General features: G+C 61.7%; 14 protein-coding genes. 8 read left to right on the forward strand and 6 right to left on the reverse strand.

The window, feature by feature from the left end:
* The first annotated feature begins 106 nt into the window (after window positions 1-106).
* On the forward strand, window positions 107-1636 hold the full coding sequence (locus FJ930_RS19350) for an NAD(P)H-hydrate dehydratase (protein WP_141839704.1): 1530 nt from the start codon (window positions 107-109) through the stop codon (window positions 1634-1636).
* 35 nt (window positions 1637-1671) lie between these two features.
* On the opposite strand, the gene FJ930_RS19355 is transcribed toward FJ930_RS19350, so the two are convergent.
* Window positions 1672-3204, reverse strand: coding sequence for an acyl-CoA carboxylase subunit beta (locus FJ930_RS19355; RefSeq protein WP_140739275.1), 1533 nt, complete (start codon window positions 3202-3204; stop codon window positions 1672-1674).
* Window positions 3205-3607: 403 nt separating this feature from the next.
* Here FJ930_RS19355 and FJ930_RS19360 point away from each other — a divergent pair, with 403 nt between their 5' ends.
* Window positions 3608-5032 carry a DEAD/DEAH box helicase gene (locus tag FJ930_RS19360; RefSeq protein ID WP_141839705.1) on the forward strand — a complete coding sequence of 475 codons (1425 nt, stop codon included), beginning with the start codon at window positions 3608-3610 and terminating at the stop codon, window positions 5030-5032.
* 117 nt (window positions 5033-5149) lie between these two features.
* Here FJ930_RS19360 and FJ930_RS19365 read toward each other — a convergent pair whose 3' ends face one another.
* Together FJ930_RS19365 and FJ930_RS19370 are read right to left on the reverse strand one after the other, a co-directional pair.
* Complete coding sequence (locus FJ930_RS19365) at window positions 5150-6124, reverse strand: alpha/beta fold hydrolase (RefSeq protein ID WP_141839706.1); 975 nt, start codon at window positions 6122-6124, stop codon at window positions 5150-5152.
* A 93-nt stretch (window positions 6125-6217) separates the two neighbouring features.
* A complete protein-coding gene (locus FJ930_RS19370; protein WP_140611585.1) occupies window positions 6218-7039 on the reverse strand; it encodes an SDR family oxidoreductase in 822 nt (273 codons plus the stop codon).
* Window positions 7040-7264: 225 nt separating this feature from the next.
* On the opposite strand from FJ930_RS19370, the gene FJ930_RS19375 reads away from it, so the two are divergent.
* The 5 genes from FJ930_RS19375 (at window position 7265) to FJ930_RS19395 (ending at window position 11317) form a co-directional block, all read left to right on the forward strand.
* On the forward strand, window positions 7265-8299 hold the full coding sequence (locus FJ930_RS19375) for a cysteine synthase A (protein WP_141839707.1): 1035 nt from the start codon (window positions 7265-7267) through the stop codon (window positions 8297-8299).
* Complete coding sequence (locus tag FJ930_RS19380) at window positions 8299-9042, forward strand: alanyl-tRNA editing protein (protein WP_141839708.1); 744 nt, start codon at window positions 8299-8301, stop codon at window positions 9040-9042. Before FJ930_RS19375 ends, FJ930_RS19380 begins: the two co-directional genes overlap by 1 nt.
* A gap of 40 nt (window positions 9043-9082) precedes the next feature.
* Window positions 9083-9949 carry a 3-mercaptopyruvate sulfurtransferase gene (gene sseA, locus FJ930_RS19385; RefSeq protein WP_141839709.1) on the forward strand — a complete coding sequence of 289 codons (867 nt, stop codon included), beginning with the start codon at window positions 9083-9085 and terminating at the stop codon, window positions 9947-9949.
* A gap of 5 nt (window positions 9950-9954) precedes the next feature.
* A complete protein-coding gene (locus FJ930_RS19390) occupies window positions 9955-10518 on the forward strand; it encodes a GNAT family N-acetyltransferase (RefSeq protein ID WP_141839778.1) in 564 nt (187 codons plus the stop codon).
* A 331-nt stretch (window positions 10519-10849) separates the two neighbouring features.
* The gene (locus FJ930_RS19395; RefSeq protein WP_141839710.1) at window positions 10850-11317 is read left to right on the forward strand and encodes a DUF1203 domain-containing protein; all 468 of its coding nucleotides are present in this window, start codon (window positions 10850-10852) and stop codon (window positions 11315-11317) included.
* Window positions 11318-11543: 226 nt separating this feature from the next.
* Here FJ930_RS19395 and FJ930_RS19400 read toward each other — a convergent pair whose 3' ends face one another.
* Together FJ930_RS19400 and ald are read right to left on the reverse strand one after the other, a co-directional pair.
* Window positions 11544-12830, reverse strand: a complete 1287-nt coding sequence (locus FJ930_RS19400; protein ID WP_181763422.1) for an outer membrane beta-barrel protein — start codon at window positions 12828-12830, stop codon at window positions 11544-11546.
* Between the two features lie 206 nt (window positions 12831-13036).
* The gene (gene ald / locus FJ930_RS19405) at window positions 13037-14152 is read right to left on the reverse strand and encodes an alanine dehydrogenase (RefSeq protein ID WP_115143555.1); all 1116 of its coding nucleotides are present in this window, start codon (window positions 14150-14152) and stop codon (window positions 13037-13039) included.
* 158 nt (window positions 14153-14310) lie between these two features.
* Between ald and FJ930_RS19410 the strand changes: the two genes are divergently transcribed.
* On the forward strand, window positions 14311-14784 hold the full coding sequence (locus FJ930_RS19410; protein ID WP_015317948.1) for an Lrp/AsnC family transcriptional regulator: 474 nt from the start codon (window positions 14311-14313) through the stop codon (window positions 14782-14784).
* Window positions 14785-14833: 49 nt separating this feature from the next.
* On the opposite strand, the gene FJ930_RS19415 is transcribed toward FJ930_RS19410, so the two are convergent.
* Window positions 14834-15484 carry a 5-formyltetrahydrofolate cyclo-ligase gene (locus FJ930_RS19415; protein ID WP_141839711.1) on the reverse strand — a complete coding sequence of 217 codons (651 nt, stop codon included), beginning with the start codon at window positions 15482-15484 and terminating at the stop codon, window positions 14834-14836.
* Window positions 15485-15645: the final 161 nt, after the last annotated feature.

Below are 15645 nucleotides of genomic sequence, written 5' to 3' on the forward strand. Positions count from 1 at the left end.
CCTTGATGCTCGTCCAGCGACTTAGCCGCAGCTGGTAAAAACTCCCTCTTCGTTTGCTTCGGCTCGAAAACTGGACAATGCTTGATCGAATGCGGATCGGCAATCCATGAGCGATGAACTTCTTACTTCCGCAGAGATGGGCGAGGCGGACCGGCTGACGATTGCCGCAGGTCCAGTCGACGGCATCGGCCTCATGCGCCGAGCCGGCGAAGCCGTTGCGGCCGAGGTCTTCATCCGCTATCCCCAGGCGGCGCACGTCCATGTGCTTTGCGGGCCTGGCAACAATGGCGGCGACGGCTACGTCGTCGCCCACATACTCGCTGGCAGCGGCGTCGCCACGACAATCTGGGCGTCCGGTGCGCCAAGGCCGCGAAGCGACGCGGCGCTGGCTGCGGCCGAGTGCCCGGTCGCACCCCGGCCGCTGTCCGGCTTTGAAGCCCAGCCCGGCTCGATCGTGGTCGATGCGCTTTACGGGGCAGGGCTGTCCAAGCCGCTGTCCGGCGATGCCGCCAGGGCGGTCGATATCGCCACTGACACGCATTTGCCGGTTGTCGCGGTCGATCTGCCTTCGGGCGTTTCGGGCGACAGCGGCAAAGTGCTGGGCGTGGCATTTACCGCCGCCGTGACCGTGACGTTCGCGCGCAAGAAGCCCGGGCATTTGTTGCTGCCGGGACGCGAACGTTGCGGCGAGATCGTGCTCGCCGATATCGGCATCGGCGACGATATCATTTCACGGCTACAACCCCGGACGTTCGAGAACACGCCAGCACATTGGTTGGACGATTTCCCGGTGCCGGCTGTCGACGCCCACAAATACAAGCGCGGCCATGCCGGCGTCTTTTCCGGCGGCCCCGGCGCCACCGGGGCGGCGCGGCTTTCGGCGCTGGCTGCGGCCAGAAGCGGGGCGGGGGCGGTGACCGTGCTGTCGCCGGGCAATGCCATGCAAGTCAATGCCGGACACCTGACTTCCATCATGCTGCGCAAGACCGATGACGTCGCCGACATCAAGGCGTTTGTCGCGGAACGCCGGCCGTCGGCCTTTGTCCTCGGGCCCGGCTTTGGCATTGGTGAAAAGACACTGACGTTCGGGCTCGCGCTCCTCGCATCCGGCGAGCCACAGGATGCCCCAATAGTGATCGATGGCCTCGTGTTCGATGCTGACGCGATCACCTCGTTTCGCAACGCGCCGGATGTCCTGTTCGACGCCGCTCGCCAGCCAAACGCGCCGCATCTTGTCATGACACCGCACGAAGGGGAGTTCGCAAGGCTGTTTCCGGACATCGCCAGTGACGATACCTCATCCAAATTGGACAAGGCGCGTGACGCGGCCGCGCGGGCCAATGCCGTTATTGTCTACAAGGGCGCCGACACGGTGATTGCCGCTCCCGATGGCCGAGCGGCGATCAATTACAACGGCGCGGCCTGGCTTGCGACCGCCGGATCGGGCGACGCGCTGTCGGGCATCATCGGCGGGTTGCTGGCGCAGGCCATGCCGGCGTTCGAAGCTGCCTGCGCGGCGGTGTGGATTCATGCCGAGGCCGGCAGCCGGTTCGGGCCGGGGCTGATCGCCGAGGATTTGCCACTGGCCCTGGTGCCGGTATTGCACGAACTGGTCGCCGCCCGAGGCGTGCTCTGATCAATGGCGCTTATGGGGCGCCGGCGACATTCAGCTCACAACGGAATGTTGTCGTGCTTCTTCCAGGGGTTCTGCATGTCCTTGTTGCGCAGCATCCGAAGCGCGCGCGCAACACGCCGGCGGGTCGAGTGCGGCATGATCACCTCGTCGACATAGCCGCGCTCGGCGGCGACGAAGGGCGACAGGAAACGATCCTCGTAAGTCTTTGTATGGGCCGCGATCTTTTCAGCGTCGCCGATATCCTTGCGGTAAATGATCTCGACCGCGCCCCTTGCGCCCATGACAGCAATCTGCGCCGTCGGCCAGGCATAGTTCATGTCGCCGCGCAGGTGTTTTGACGCCATCACGTCATAGGCGCCGCCATAGGCCTTTCTGGTGATGACGGTGATCTTCGGCACGGTCGCCTCCGCATAGGCGAACAGCAGCTTGGCGCCATGCTTGATCAGCCCGCCATATTCCTGCGCGGTGCCTGGCAGGAAACCCGGAACATCGACGAAGGTGACGATCGGAATGGAAAAACAATCGCAAAAACGCACGAAGCGCGCCGCCTTGCGGCTGGCATCGGAATCGAGCACACCGGCCAGAACCATCGGCTGGTTGGCGACGAAGCCGACAGTGCGGCCCTCGATCCGTCCGAATCCGGTGACGATGTTTTTGGCAAAATTCTGCTGGATCTCGAAGAAGTCGCCTTCGTCGGCCACCTTCAGGATCAGTTCCTTGATGTCGTAAGGCTTGTTGGCATTGTCGGGGATTAGCCGATCGAGCGACAGATCATGGTCGGTAACCGACTGATAGCATTCGATCTCGGGGAGTTCCGATGTGTTGGAAGCCGGCAGCAGGTCGACCAGCCGGCGCATCTGCAGCAGCGCTTCGACATCATTGTCATAGGCGCCGTCGGCGATCGAGGATTTCGTCGTGTGCACCGAGGCGCCACCGAGACTCTCGGCCGTCACCGTCTCGTTGGTCACGGTCTTCACCACATCCGGACCGGTGACGAACATGTAGGAGGTATCACGCACCATGAAGATGAAGTCGGTCATGGCGGGCGAATAGACGTCGCCGCCGGCGCAAGGCCCCATGATCACCGAAATCTGCGGAATGACGCCCGATGCGAGCACATTGCGCTGAAAGATCTCGGCATAGCCGCCAAGGGCCGCAACGCCTTCCTGGATGCGGGCGCCGCCTGCATCATAGAGGCCGATGATCGGCGCGCGGTTGCGCAGCGCCATCTCCTGCACCTTGATGACCTTCTCGGCATGCGCTTCCGACAGCGAGCCGCCGAACACGGTGAAATCCTTGGCGAAGAGGTAGATCGGGCGGCCGTTGACCGTGCCCCAGCCGGTAACGACGCCGTCGCCGGCGATCTTGGTCTTCTCCATGCCGAAATCGGTCGAGCGATGCTCGACATACATGTCGAACTCCTCGAAGGAGCCTTCGTCGAGAAACACCTCGATCCGTTCGCGCGCGGTGAGCTTGCCCTTCTTGTGCTGGGCATCGATGCGCGCCTGGCCGCCGCCCATGCGGGCAATGTCGCGGCGCCGCTCGAGTTCCTTCAGCACGTCCTTCATTGCGTAGTCCCCAAAATCGAAGCTGCGTTTGTGGTAATCATGCCCGCCGGGCAGCGCAAGCGCCCGTTTTCGGCTGTTTTTGCTGCGTTGCAACATGCTGCCCTTGCATTTCGAGGCGAACTCAGCCATATGCACCGCATAGGCGCTTGGGCCGGGAACGAATCCGGCCTTCTCGACGAATGAGACTGGTTGCGTCTGTTTTCCCTCTTTTCGGCTGATCGACCTGATTGGTTGGCAAGGTGGCGAAGAAGCCCCGTGGCATGATGCCTGCGGGCACGACAGCGCAGCCGCGCGGACGATCCCGTCCGCCGCCTTGTCGTTCCATGACAATGTTATCCGACGGCAGGTTGCGCCCTGCCGCCATTGATGTTTGCGGCCAAAGGCCGCCTGAAAGAAGATTATTTTGACCAACGAAAACACTTTGCCCGGCAATGACACCGCGGAACTCTCTGGTTTTGCGGCGCTGGGAATCACGGGTGCGCTGCTCAAGGCCACCCATGCCGCCGGCTTCGCCGATCCGAAGCCGATCCAGGTGCAGGCCATCCCGCCGCAACTGGAAGGCCGCGACATTTTCGGCATCGCCCAGACCGGCTCCGGCAAGACCGCGGCCTTCGCGCTTCCGATCCTGTCGAAGATCATAGGGCTCGGCACCAAGCGCCGCGCCAAGACCACGCGTGCGCTCATCCTGGCGCCGACCCGCGAACTCGCCGTGCAGATCGAGGAGACGATCAAGATCCTCGCCAAGGGCGCGCATGTCTCGACGGCACTCGTGCTGGGCGGCGTCTCGCGCTTTAGCCAGGTGAAAAAGGTTGCTCCCGGCGTCGACATCCTGATCGCCACGCCCGGCCGGCTGACCGATCTGGTGCGCGAAGGCGACCTCATCCTTTCCGACACCAAATGGCTGGTGCTGGACGAGGGCGACCGCATGCTCGACATGGGCTTCATCAACGACGTCAAGCGCATCGCCAAGGCGACCGCGCCTGATCGCCAGACGGCGCTGTTTTCGGCCACCATGCCGGACGAGATCGCGGAACTCGCCAAGGGCCTGTTGAAGAACCCCGTCCGTATCGAAGTCTCGCCGCAAAGCACCGCGGCGGCCGAGATCGTGCAGGGCGTCGTCTTCGCCCGCACCAAGCAGAAGCGCCAGGTTCTGTCGACGATGCTCGCCGACGAAGCGATGAAGTCCGTCATCATCTTTTCGCGCACCAAGCATGGTGCCGACCGGGTGACCAAAGATCTCGAGCGCGACGGTTTTAAGGCCGCCGTCATTCACGGCAACAAGTCGCAGAATGCCCGTCAGAAGGCGCTCAACGATTTCCGTGATGGATCGGTGCGCATTCTGGTCGCGACCGACATCGCCGCGCGTGGCATCGACGTGCCCGGCATCAGTCATGTCGTGAATTTCGACCTGCCGGACGAGGCCGAAAGCTATGTCCACCGCATCGGCCGCACCGGCCGCAACGGCAAGGACGGCATCGCGATCACGCTTTGCGATCCTTCGGAAAACAGCAAGCTGCGCCAGGTCGAGCGCATCATCCGCTCCAAGCTGCCTGTTGTTGCCGACCATCTGGGCAGCCCCGATCCGGTGCGCAATCCGGCGGAAAAGAACGAGCGCCGCGAGCCGACCAATGACCGCGCCGATCACAATGGCCGTCGCGACGGCAGACGGCCTGGCGGCGAGAAGAAGCAGAACAATGGCTTCGGCAAGAAGCGTTTCGGCGACAAGCCGGCCTTTGCCGGCGAACGCAAGCCGGAAGGTGCCAAGCCCTTCAAGGGCAACAACAAGCGCCGCTTCGGCGGCAGGCGGCCTGCCGCGCGGGCTGCTTGATTATTATCCGCGTCGAGCCTGGCCAATTGGCTTGGCTCGACTGCTGGCGATCAAGGCCGGCTGAGGCATTGCCTCGGTCGGCCTTTTCATATCCGGGAGCCGCCCCCGTCGGCACCGCTATTTGGCGACAGCTTCGATCCAGACAGCGATCCGTTGCACGAGGAAAGCCGTGGTCGACGGCGACAGCGCGTCTCCGGCAAGGACATGGTTGTCGGGATCGCCCGTACTTTCCATGGGCACCAGTTCATGCGCGCCAGCCCAACGCGCCGCAATCTCGCGCGTGCGTTCCGGCCGCACGACTTTGTCCATATCCGAAAAAATGAACAGGGCAGGAATGGTCGCCTTTTCCACCGGCGCGCCATAGGCAAGTTCCGTCAGCGCTTGCATCGGCATCGTTGCTGCGATCGGATAGCTGGTGGTCCAGAATTTTTCGTGGAGCGCGTTGTGCGGCACGAAGCTGCGTTCCTTGCCGGCAACGAGTTCGGCGATCTGTTTGCCCCACGGCATGGTCAGCATCTCGGCGCCGGATGCCTTCACGCCGAAATTGGGCGAGATGAACGCTATGGCCGCCACCCCCTCCGATGCGCCGGGCTGCGTTGCCGCCCACGCGGCCAGCGAGCCGCCGGTCGAGGTTGAGATGACGATCACCTTGTCGCCGATCGCCCGACCGACGGCGAGTGCCTCCTCATAGTCGTTGATCCAGGCATTGACGCTTCCCTGCGTCATGGCCGCGCCGTCCTCGCCGTGCCCCGTAAGACGGGTATAGAAGAGATTGGCGTCGAGTCGGTCGGCAATCTCGTCCGGCAATGGGCGGACCTCGCCCTTTGAAGCCGAGAAGCCGTGGATATAGACGATCGACAGCGGCGTCTTGGCATGCACCATCGGGTTGGTCCAGATGATCTCCTTCTCCAACCCCTCGCGGATACCGGGCACGCCGGCTTCCACCTTGGCCACATAGGCCTGCGGATCGTCACCGATCACGGAAGGATTGAAGTGGATCGTCGTGTCGACGGGGACGCGAGGACCAAATACCAAGATCAGTGCAAGGACGGCGATCAGGCCCAGCACAGCAAGCACGATCCGTCGCCCCATCCCAGACTCCACGCAACAACAACAAACCTATGGTGGTGGCCGTGAACAGGCAACGGCCGTTCAGGCCGCCAGCCCACCAATCCTGTGGGCATTCTATTCGGCGGGCCGTTTGCGCTCGTAATGCAGCGGCCGGGCCTTCCAGCTGGTCGTGAGGCTGATCACCCATCGGGACCATGGCCTCGGCAGCAGGGCCAGAAATTTCAGGGGCCAGCTCGTGCGATACGGAAAGGTGACTTCAAAGCCGCCGGATTTGATTCCCCGCACCATGCGGCGCGTCGCACGGCTGACCGGCATCAAGCCCGGCATCGGCAGCATGTTCTTTTCGGTCAGCGGTGTGTCGACAAAACCGGGGTTTATCACCTGGACGCGGATGTTCATCTTGTCGAAATCATATTTCAGGGACTCGGCCAGGATGTTGATCGCCGCCTTGGTGCCACCATAGGCGGCCGTGGTCGGCCAGCCGAAATAGGCGGTGACCGAGCCGACCAGAACGACATGGCCGCGCGCCCGCACGCGCATATGTTCCACGACCGGCACCAACCCGTTGATGATGCCGAAATAGTTGACCTCGAAGGAACGACGAAAATCGCTGACGACGAGAGCCTCTCCAGGCGTGGAGATGTAGTTTCCCGCATTGAAGACGGCGAGCACAATGGGGCCGAGTTCTTTCTCGATCGCGGCGACCGTTCTTGCCATGCGCGGCTCGTCTGTGACATCGCAGGGAAAGGCCGTGACGCTGCCCGGCATCTGCGCCGTCTCGACGATGAGCGTGTCGATCGGATCGTCGTCGAGCGCTGTCACCGCCACCGCGTAGCCCTGGGAGGCCAGATCCCTGGCCAGCGAGCGCCCAATGCCGCTACTGCCCCCGGTGACCCAGGCGACGCCGTGTTTCGGATCGGCCCGATAGAGTGTCATGCTGCGCCCCGCCGAGTTGTTGGTGCTTTGCTCTAGCGGCGAAGAAATCGAATGAAAAGAGTGCTTTTCGACCATAAGTGCAAATGAACTGTGCGACATCAGCCCAGTCTCGAGAATGCCGATGCGTCGCAGCGCCGGAAATGCGACTGGACCAGACAAATTCTTGCCTTGAAACCGAAGCGTCGGGTTTCTAGGGTTTCGGCGCACGCACACAAGGAATCCTGAATGCCCCGTTCTGTGATCGACGCGATCGGCAACACGCCTTTGATCCGCCTCAACAAAGCTTCCGAAGAAACCGGTTGCGAGATCCTGGGCAAGGCGGAGTTCATGAATCCTGGACAGTCGGTCAAGGATCGCGCCGGCCTGTTCATCATCCGCGACGCTGAGCAGCGCGGCCTCTTGCGGCCGGGCGGTGTCATCGTCGAGGGGACGGCCGGCAATACGGGCATCGGCTTGACGCTGGCCGCCAAGGCATTGGGCTATCGTACCGTCATCGTCATCCCGGATACGCAGAGCCAGGAAAAAAAAGACACGATCAGGGTACTCGGCGCTGAGCTGATCGAAGTGCCGGCCGTGCCTTACAAGAACCCCAACAATTACGTGAAGCTGTCGGGACGGCTGGCCGAGCAGATGGCGAGAACCGAGCCGAACGGTGCCATCTGGGCCAACCAGTTCGACAATGTCGCCAACCGCGATGGTCATATCCGCACCACGGCACAGGAAATCTGGGCCCAGACCGGCGGCAAGGTTGACGGTTTCGTCTCCGCGGTGGGTTCCGGCGGAACGCTGGCCGGTGTCGCCATTGGGCTGAAGGCCAAGAACAAGGACGTGAAGGTCGCTCTGGCCGATCCGCTGGGTGCCGCGCTCTACAGCTTCTACACCAGCGGCGAGTTGAAGTCCGAGGGCAGTTCCATCACCGAAGGCATCGGGCAGGGACGCATCACCGCCAATCTCGAAGGGTTCACGCCGGACTTCTCTTTCCAGATCAAGGATGAGGATGCGTTGCCGATCGTCTTCGACCTGATCCAGGAAGAAGGCTTGTGCGTCGGTGGCTCGACCGGCATCAACATTGCCGGCGCGATCCAACTGGCCAAGGCATTAGGCCCCGGCCACACCATCGTGACCATTCTTTGCGACTATGGTACGCGCTACCAGTCGAAATTGTTCAACCCTGAGTTCCTGCGCGGGAAGAACCTTCCGGTGCCGGGCTGGATGGAGCTGCAGAGCAAGATTTCCGTGCCTTTCGAAAAGGTCGCGTGATGGCGCACAAGACACAAGCGCTGTTTCGAGACGACGCCTATCTCAGCACGGCGGACGCGACGGTTGTTGACCGCAATGACCGTGGCGGCATCATTCTCGACCGGACGATCTTCTATGCCACCTCGGGCGGCCAGCCGGGAGACACCGGCTATCTCGAACGCGCCGGTGGCAGCCGGATCGCCATCGCCGCCACCATCACGGGTGAAACCAAGGACGAGATCATTCATGTGCCGGCGCCGGAGCACGCGGCCTTGGCTGTCGGCGAGAAGGTGAAACTCGCCATCGACTGGGAACGCCGGCACCTGTTGATGCGCATGCACGCGGCTTGCCATCTGCTAACAGTTGTCTGCCCGTTCCCGATCACGGGTGCGGCGGTTTCCGAGGACGACAGCCGTGTCGATTTCGACATTCCGGACGCCAGCTTCACCAGGGAAGAGGTGACGGCGGGCCTGATGGATCTGGTGCGGGCCGATCATCCGATTTTCACCAGGCTGATCAGCGACGAGGAACTTGCCGCGAACCCTGGCCTGGTGAAATCCAAGAACGTCCGGCCACCGGTCGGTACCGGCAAGATTCGCCTGGTCTGCATCGGTGAGAACGCCTCGGTGGACAGCCAGCCCTGCGGTGGCACGCATGTGAAAAGCACTGGGGAAATCGGCGAAATCCATATTGGCAAGATCGAAAAGAAGGGTCGTGAGAACAGGCGCTTCCGCATCCGCTTCGGCCCGATGCCGGCGGCTTGACACGCAACGCTTTGTTTTACCGTGGATAGAGAGAACGAGAATGGCCGAAGATAGTCCTTTCACCGTCGATGCGGACTGGTTGCAGGGGCGCCTGGGCGAGCCTGGTGTGACCATTGTAGACGCGTCCTGGTACCTGCCGGCCCAAAAGCGTGACGCGCGCGCCGAATATGATGCGGCCCACATTCCCGGTGCCCGCTTCCTGGATCAGGATGCGGTTTCGGATCCCGACGCCGCTTTACCGCATACGCTGCCGTCGCCTCAGCATTTTGCGCAATATGTCGGTGCGATGGGCGTCTCGGCCGACGACACGATTGTCGTCTACGACGGTCCGGGGTTCTTCTCGGCGCCTCGGGCGTGGTGGATGTTTCGCATTATGGGCGTTTTCCAGACCTATATTCTGGACGGCGGCTTCGACGGCTGGAAGGCAGCTGGCCGGCCAATAACGGCTGAGCCGACGAAGATCGCGCCAAGCATCTTCCATGCCGATTTCGACGCCGGTCGCGTCGCCAGCCTGGCCGACATGCGCCGGATCGTCGAGACCGGAACAAGCCAGGTCGCCGATGCGCGGGGACCGGACCGCTTCACCGGCGCCGAGCCCGAGCCTCGCGCGGGCATCCGCTCCGGCCATATGCCGGGCGCCCGCAATGTGCCGTACTCCGCGCTGTCGGAGAATGGCTTGCTTTTGCCCAAGGATCGTTTGCGCAAGGTGATCGAGGACGCCGGCATTGATCTGACGAAGCCCGTCGTCACATCTTGTGGCTCCGGGGTCACCGCTGCCGTGGTCACTCTGGCACTGGAGACGCTTGGCCACACCGACAACAGGCTTTATGACGGCTCGTGGACCGAGTGGGGCGGGCTTTCGGACACGCCTGTCGTGACCGGCCCCGCGACGACCGGCAAGGAATGAACACGATGGAAAACGGCGCGCTACAGGACATTGAAGTCACGGTGACTTTTCTCGAAATGCATGCGCCTCCTGCCGTCTCGCCACCGATGCCCTACAACCGTCAGGTCGCGTTGCTGAAGACGAGGGACATTCCCTTGCATTTTTACCGCTACCTGATGGACCGGGTGGGGCGCAAATGGCACTGGGTGAATGTTCTGCGGCTGGATGACGACGAGCTTGCGGCCGGCATCCACCGCGAGGATCGCGACATCAGGGTGCTCTACCTCGACGGTTCGCCGGCAGGCTTCTTCGATCTCAAGCCGCATTTGCCGGAGGAAGTGGAACTCGCCTATTTCGGCATGATGGAACATGCGACCGGGCAAGGCATCGGCCGCTGGTTCCTGGGCTCGGCGATCGCCGCGGCATGGTCGCATGGGCCGAAACGGGTGACGGTGCAGACCTGCACACTTGACCATCCGGCGGCTCTGCCACTCTACCAGAAGCTCGGCTTCACGCCGGTCGCGCAGAAGAAAGAGGTGGTGCATCCGCTGCCTTTCGCCGAGCGTTCGGCCAGCGTCATGCGGCCGTGACGCCCGGAATCTGACCTTTTGTTCATCGGCGCTTCAGGCAGCCTTGGAATGTCGGCCGCATCAAGCGCCGGCCGGACCTGCGCCTAGGAGCGTGCTCGATCGATATCTAGTCGGTCCAATTTCGCCATTGCGGCGCTTTGACGATCTCATCCGCTGATTTCCGATTGAGTCAACGCAGTAATTAGCCGGCTTATCTGGCTCCGCGCCGCCAACCTATTCCAAGAGTGGCTGATCGCCGACATGAGATCAGCCCTCAATCGTTGGCATGAATCGGGTGGGAAGCTTCGGTCCAAGCCAATAATTTCCGGGTAACAGCACCGGAGATTTCATCATGACCATCCAGTTCAAAGCTCTACCGACCGAAGATGTCAGGGGTCTCCAGCGCGGCGGCCGCGACGCCTATGGCCGCACGCCTGAGCGGAAGATATCCGACGGCGATGGCATGCCTTGCCGGCACTGTCTCAAGAACATCGCAGCCGGCGATGCCTACCTTATCCTTGCCTATCGGCCATTCCCGGAACTGCAGCCCTACGCCGAAACCGGGCCGATCTTCTTGCATGCGCAAGAGTGCGAGCGGGCCGCCGAGACGGAGGCGCTCCCCGCGATTCTCGAAAGCCCGGATTACATCGTGCGCGGCTATGGCAGGGATGATCGTATCGTCTACGGCAGCGGCGGTGTCATCCCGACCGGGGCTATTGCTGCTCGAGCCGAGACGCTTTTCGAGCGTGACGACATTGCCTATGTGCATGTCCGCTCGGCGCGCAACAATTGCTACCAGTGCCGGATTGAGCGGGCCTGAAGCAAAAAACGCGAGCAGAAAACACTGTCTTACTCCCGTCGCACAGATGCGATAGAAAGCGATTGTCGATCGATTGGCCGACCGCGGATGAACCGGCGGTGATCTCGACATCGAGGAAGCGGGGCTTTGGCTCCGCTTTTTTGTTGTCCGCGCTTCGCGCGTCCTCTCACGCAAAAAAAAAGCCCGCCGGCAAGGCCGACGGGCTTAGACTATTTGCCTGGAGGGCTTAGTTGAACTTGTACTTGGCGCCGATGCGCACGGTCTGGAACGAAGCCTTGTCGGTCAGCGTACCATCCGGCGCATCAAATTCAGACGAGAGATCCTTCTTGGCGAACTGTGAATAGCGATATTCAATGCCGACCGTTACGTTGCTGGAGACAGCCGTTTCGAGGCCGCCACCCACCGTGAAGCCACTTTTGTTCCAATCGATATCGCCGATCGGATCCGGAATGTTGAGATCGAAATGTTGATAGCTGTAGCCGCCGATCACATAGGCTAGGGTCGATTCGTTGACCTTGGCGCCGACACGGCCCAATGCGTCAAAGCCATAGTCGGAATCGAGTTTGACGGAAGCGCCTAAAAAGTCGAGTTTCGATCGAATTCCGGAATAGCGGCCGTCGATCTGTACACCGGCAACCCAAGTGCCGAAATCGTAATCGTAGCCGGCGTTCAACTCGCCAAACACGCCTTCGCTGCCAATGCCATTGGCATCGAGAGTGCCGCCACCAAAGTTGACGCCCAGCTCGTGAACTGCAGTGCCGGCGCCGAGCGCGCCGCCAACGTAGAAGCCGGTCCAGTTGTAAGCCGCAGCAGCGAATGACGTACCGCCGCCGTTCTGTGCGCCGAAGCGATAGTTAGCGGCGATATGGAAGGTGTGGGTGGACGGTTCCCCGTTCAATGAAGCGCCACCAAAATCGATCAGCGACTTCTCGCCAAAGTTCGCGTAACGATATTCGGTCTTCAGGGTCCAGTTGCCGCGCAGCACGGTTTCCATGCCGACACCCAGCACATAGCCGCTGCGGTTTTCAGTGAAGTTCAACCCTTCAGCACCACCCGATCCATCAAGCTTGAAATGCTGCCAGCTGTAACCCCCGAGCACGTAACCGAGCGTGCTGGGGTTGAGAACATAACCGGCTCGCAGACCGACATCGAAGCCGTAGGAATCGGTCAGGTCGATGTCGGCGCCTGGGACGCTGATCGACGGGCCGATATTCCCGAGATTGGCATCGATAAAGCCGCCCAGCAGGAAGCGCTCGGAAACCATGTAGTCGTAGCCGGCCGTCAGTTCGCCGAATACGCCATTGCCGCCGACGCCGTTCAAGTCGAAGCCCGGCACGCTGAACTTGTGCACGCTGGCGCCGAAGCCGCCACCGATGCCGACATAAGCTCCGCTCCAGTTAAAACCGCTCGCTTCCACCGGCTGCACGACATCCGCCGCATGGGCCGCCGACATCAGAGCCACAGCAGAAACAGCACCGAGGAGAATAGATTTCGCAGAAACGCGAATAAACATAGCCCGTACCCCCAATAATAAACCCAGCACGTCTCTAGCAGGGAGTCGGCCAGCTTAGGTATGACAAAAATGCAACAATAGCGTGCAAAGCGCCTTACGGCATGCACGGATTCCGTCAGCCGGCAGACGCGGTTGATTGCCCGCCTCCCAAAGAAAAACCCGCCGGCATGGGACCGGCGGGTGACACTGGAGAATCTTGAGTGAAATCAGGCGGCCAGAACGGCTTTCGGCTCGACGAGCTCGTAGCCAAGCGCTTCGGCGACCGCACGGTTGGTAATCTTGCCCTTGTGGACATTGAGACCGTTGCGCAGGTGATGGTCGTCAATCAGGGCCTTCAGGCCCTTGTCGGCGAGTTGCAGGCCATAATGCAGCGTTGCGTTGTTCAACGCATGGGCCGAAGTGACCGGCACCGCGCCAGGCATGTTGGCGACGCAATAGTGGATGACGCCATCGACCTCGTAGGTGGGTTCTGCATGGGTGGTCGCGTGCGAGGTTTCGAAGCAACCGCCCTGGTCGATGGCAACGTCGACCAGCACCGAGCCCTTTTTCATCCCGGACAGCATTTCGCGGGTGACGAGCTTGGGTGCCGCGGCGCCCGGGATCAGTACGGCGCCGACGACGATGTCGGCCGAGAAGCATTCTTCTTCCAGCGCCTCGACCGTCGAGTAGCGTGTGTGGACACGACCCGCGAAGAGGTCGTCGAGCTGGCGCAGCCGCGGGATCGAGCGGTCGATGATGGTGACATCGGCGCCAAGGCCGGCGGCCATGCGGGCCGCGTGCAGACCAACGACGCCGCCGCCGAGCACAGTCACCTTGCCGGGCAGCACGCCAGGCACGCCGCCGAGCAGCACGCCCCGGCCGCCATTGGCCTTCTGCAACGCCGTCGCTCCGGCCTGGATCGACAGGCGGCCGGCGACTTCCGACATCGGCGCGAGCAGCGGCAGGCCGCCACGGTCGTCGGTCACGGTTTCATAGGCGATCGCTGTGACACCCGAAGCGAGCAGACCCTTGGTCTGCTCCGGATCCGGAGCCAGATGAAGATAGGTGTACAGGATCTGGCCGTCGCGCAGTTGGACCCATTCATTGGGCTGCGGCTCCTTGACCTTGACGATCATGTCCGACTTGGCGAACACGTCGGCGGCTGTCTTGGCGATGGTGGCGCCGGCGGCGCGATAGGCGTTGTCATCGGCACCGATGCCGGCGCCGGCTCCGGCCTCGACCAGAACTTCGTGGCCATGGGCGACATATTCGCGGACCGAGCCAGGCGTGAGGCCGACACGGTATTCGTGGTTCTTGATTTCCTTTGGGCAACCGACACGCATTTTTCTTCTCCCTGATCCGGCCTTTCCAGGCTCACTCCCTGAATGAACGGAGTGAACCATGAATCGGCGTGCAAGTGTTTGCGAATGCGCTTGCGCGGACAGTCAGGTTTCGATAATCGTTGCGCAAAACGGAATAATTTTCGCAGGAATCACGACAAATGCCGCTCGACAGGATTGATATCGCCATTCTGGAGACATTGCAGAAGGATGGGCGGATGCCGAACGCGGCCCTTGCCGAAAAGGTCGGCTTGTCGCAGTCGGCCTGCTCGCGCCGGCTCGACAATCTGGAGAAGTCGGGAACCATCCGCGGTTATCACGCCCGGCTTTCCAACGCAGCCCTTGGCCATCAGATGACGGCGATCGTCCACATATCCCTGTCCGGACAGTTCGAGAAGACGCTGTCGGATTTCGAGGCGGCGATCAAACGTTGCCCCAACGTGCTGTCGTGCCACTTGATGTCGGGCGAATACGACTACATCCTTCGCATCGCGGCCAAGGATCTGGTTGATTACGAGCGCATCCACAAGGAGTGGCTGTCGGCGATGCCGCATGTGACGAAGATCAATTCGTCCTTTGCCTTGCGCGAAATCGTCGACCGGACGGCGATGGGGCTGAAGCCGGAAATGGCTTGAATGTGTCGATATTCAGGTGATGCCGGCCTGACCTGAATCTCGATAAGTCTTAACCCTCCGTCACGATCCGATCCATCGGAATGTCGTGCGGCTGCGGGTAGATGGTCGCGATGCGCTGCAGGTTGTAGCCGACGCCAATGACCAATGGCTTGAACGGCATGGCGGCCAGCGTCCGGTCGAAGAAGCCGCCGCCATAACCCAGGCGATAATTGGTGGGATCGATACCGACGATCGGCGAGATGACGATGTCGGGCAGCACCGGATCACCCTCGGCAGGGATCGGGATGTTCCAGACCCCCTTTTCCAATCGGTCGCCCGGTTTGTAGGCGCGAAACATCAATGGCCGCCCCTTTTCGACGACGATAGGCAGTGCGGTTCGGCCGCCTCGTTCGTTAATGGCGGCCATCCAAGGCCGCAGATCCGGCTCGCCGCGAAACGGCCAGTAAAGGCTGACCATGCGGCCAGCTATGTCGCCAATGATGGCGTCAAGCCCATCCGCAATGCGTAGCGACATTGCTGTTCGCGCGTCGGCCGAAACCGCGAGCCGGGCGGCGATCAGCCGTTCGCGCTCAGCTTTGCGCCATCGCCTTACGTCGGTCCAGTCGCTCAGAGGCGCCCGGAACTCGGGATCGAGTTCGTGCATGAAGCAGGGCGGCGAGGAATACTGCGCCGGACCTTGGTCGTCATGATCGTTGGCCATGCCTCACCTCATCGCGTGTTCGATGACGCTATACCTCGCGACACGATACAACATGTGCATTCACGACATGGAACGGCGAGTCTCAGGCACTGTCCTTCTGTTGCTGCATTGCACAAAAACACCTACATCCAAGGCAGGCAATCCTGGCCCATCGGGGGTGA

It is taken from the genome of Mesorhizobium sp. B2-4-15, from assembly GCF_006658505.1.
GTDB lineage: Bacteria > Pseudomonadota > Alphaproteobacteria > Rhizobiales > Rhizobiaceae > Mesorhizobium.

What these genes read in the sequence shown, in the direction of transcription:
- FJ930_RS19370 (WP_140611585.1), bottom strand. Translation starts at nt 7,039, where the DNA reads ATGACACTCTATCGGGCCGATCCGAAACACGGCGTCGCCTGGGTCACC.
- FJ930_RS19400 (WP_181763422.1), bottom strand. Translation starts at nt 12,830, where the DNA reads ATGTTTATTCGCGTTTCTGCGAAATCTATTCTCCTCGGTGCTGTTTCT.
- FJ930_RS19350 (WP_141839704.1), top strand. Translation starts at nt 107, where the DNA reads ATGAGCGATGAACTTCTTACTTCCGCAGAGATGGGCGAGGCGGACCGG.
- FJ930_RS19365 (WP_141839706.1), bottom strand. Translation starts at nt 6,124, where the DNA reads ATGGGGCGACGGATCGTGCTTGCTGTGCTGGGCCTGATCGCCGTCCTT.
- FJ930_RS19390 (WP_141839778.1), top strand. Translation starts at nt 9,955, where the DNA reads ATGGAAAACGGCGCGCTACAGGACATTGAAGTCACGGTGACTTTTCTC.
- ald (WP_115143555.1), bottom strand. Translation starts at nt 14,152, where the DNA reads ATGCGTGTCGGTTGCCCAAAGGAAATCAAGAACCACGAATACCGTGTC.
- FJ930_RS19395 (WP_141839710.1), top strand. Translation starts at nt 10,850, where the DNA reads ATGACCATCCAGTTCAAAGCTCTACCGACCGAAGATGTCAGGGGTCTC.
- sseA (WP_141839709.1), top strand. Translation starts at nt 9,083, where the DNA reads ATGGCCGAAGATAGTCCTTTCACCGTCGATGCGGACTGGTTGCAGGGG.
- FJ930_RS19355 (WP_140739275.1), bottom strand. Translation starts at nt 3,204, where the DNA reads ATGAAGGACGTGCTGAAGGAACTCGAGCGGCGCCGCGACATTGCCCGC.
- FJ930_RS19410 (WP_015317948.1), top strand. Translation starts at nt 14,311, where the DNA reads ATGCCGCTCGACAGGATTGATATCGCCATTCTGGAGACATTGCAGAAG.
- FJ930_RS19375 (WP_141839707.1), top strand. Translation starts at nt 7,265, where the DNA reads ATGCCCCGTTCTGTGATCGACGCGATCGGCAACACGCCTTTGATCCGC.
- FJ930_RS19415 (WP_141839711.1), bottom strand. Translation starts at nt 15,484, where the DNA reads ATGGCCAACGATCATGACGACCAAGGTCCGGCGCAGTATTCCTCGCCG.
- FJ930_RS19380 (WP_141839708.1), top strand. Translation starts at nt 8,299, where the DNA reads ATGGCGCACAAGACACAAGCGCTGTTTCGAGACGACGCCTATCTCAGC.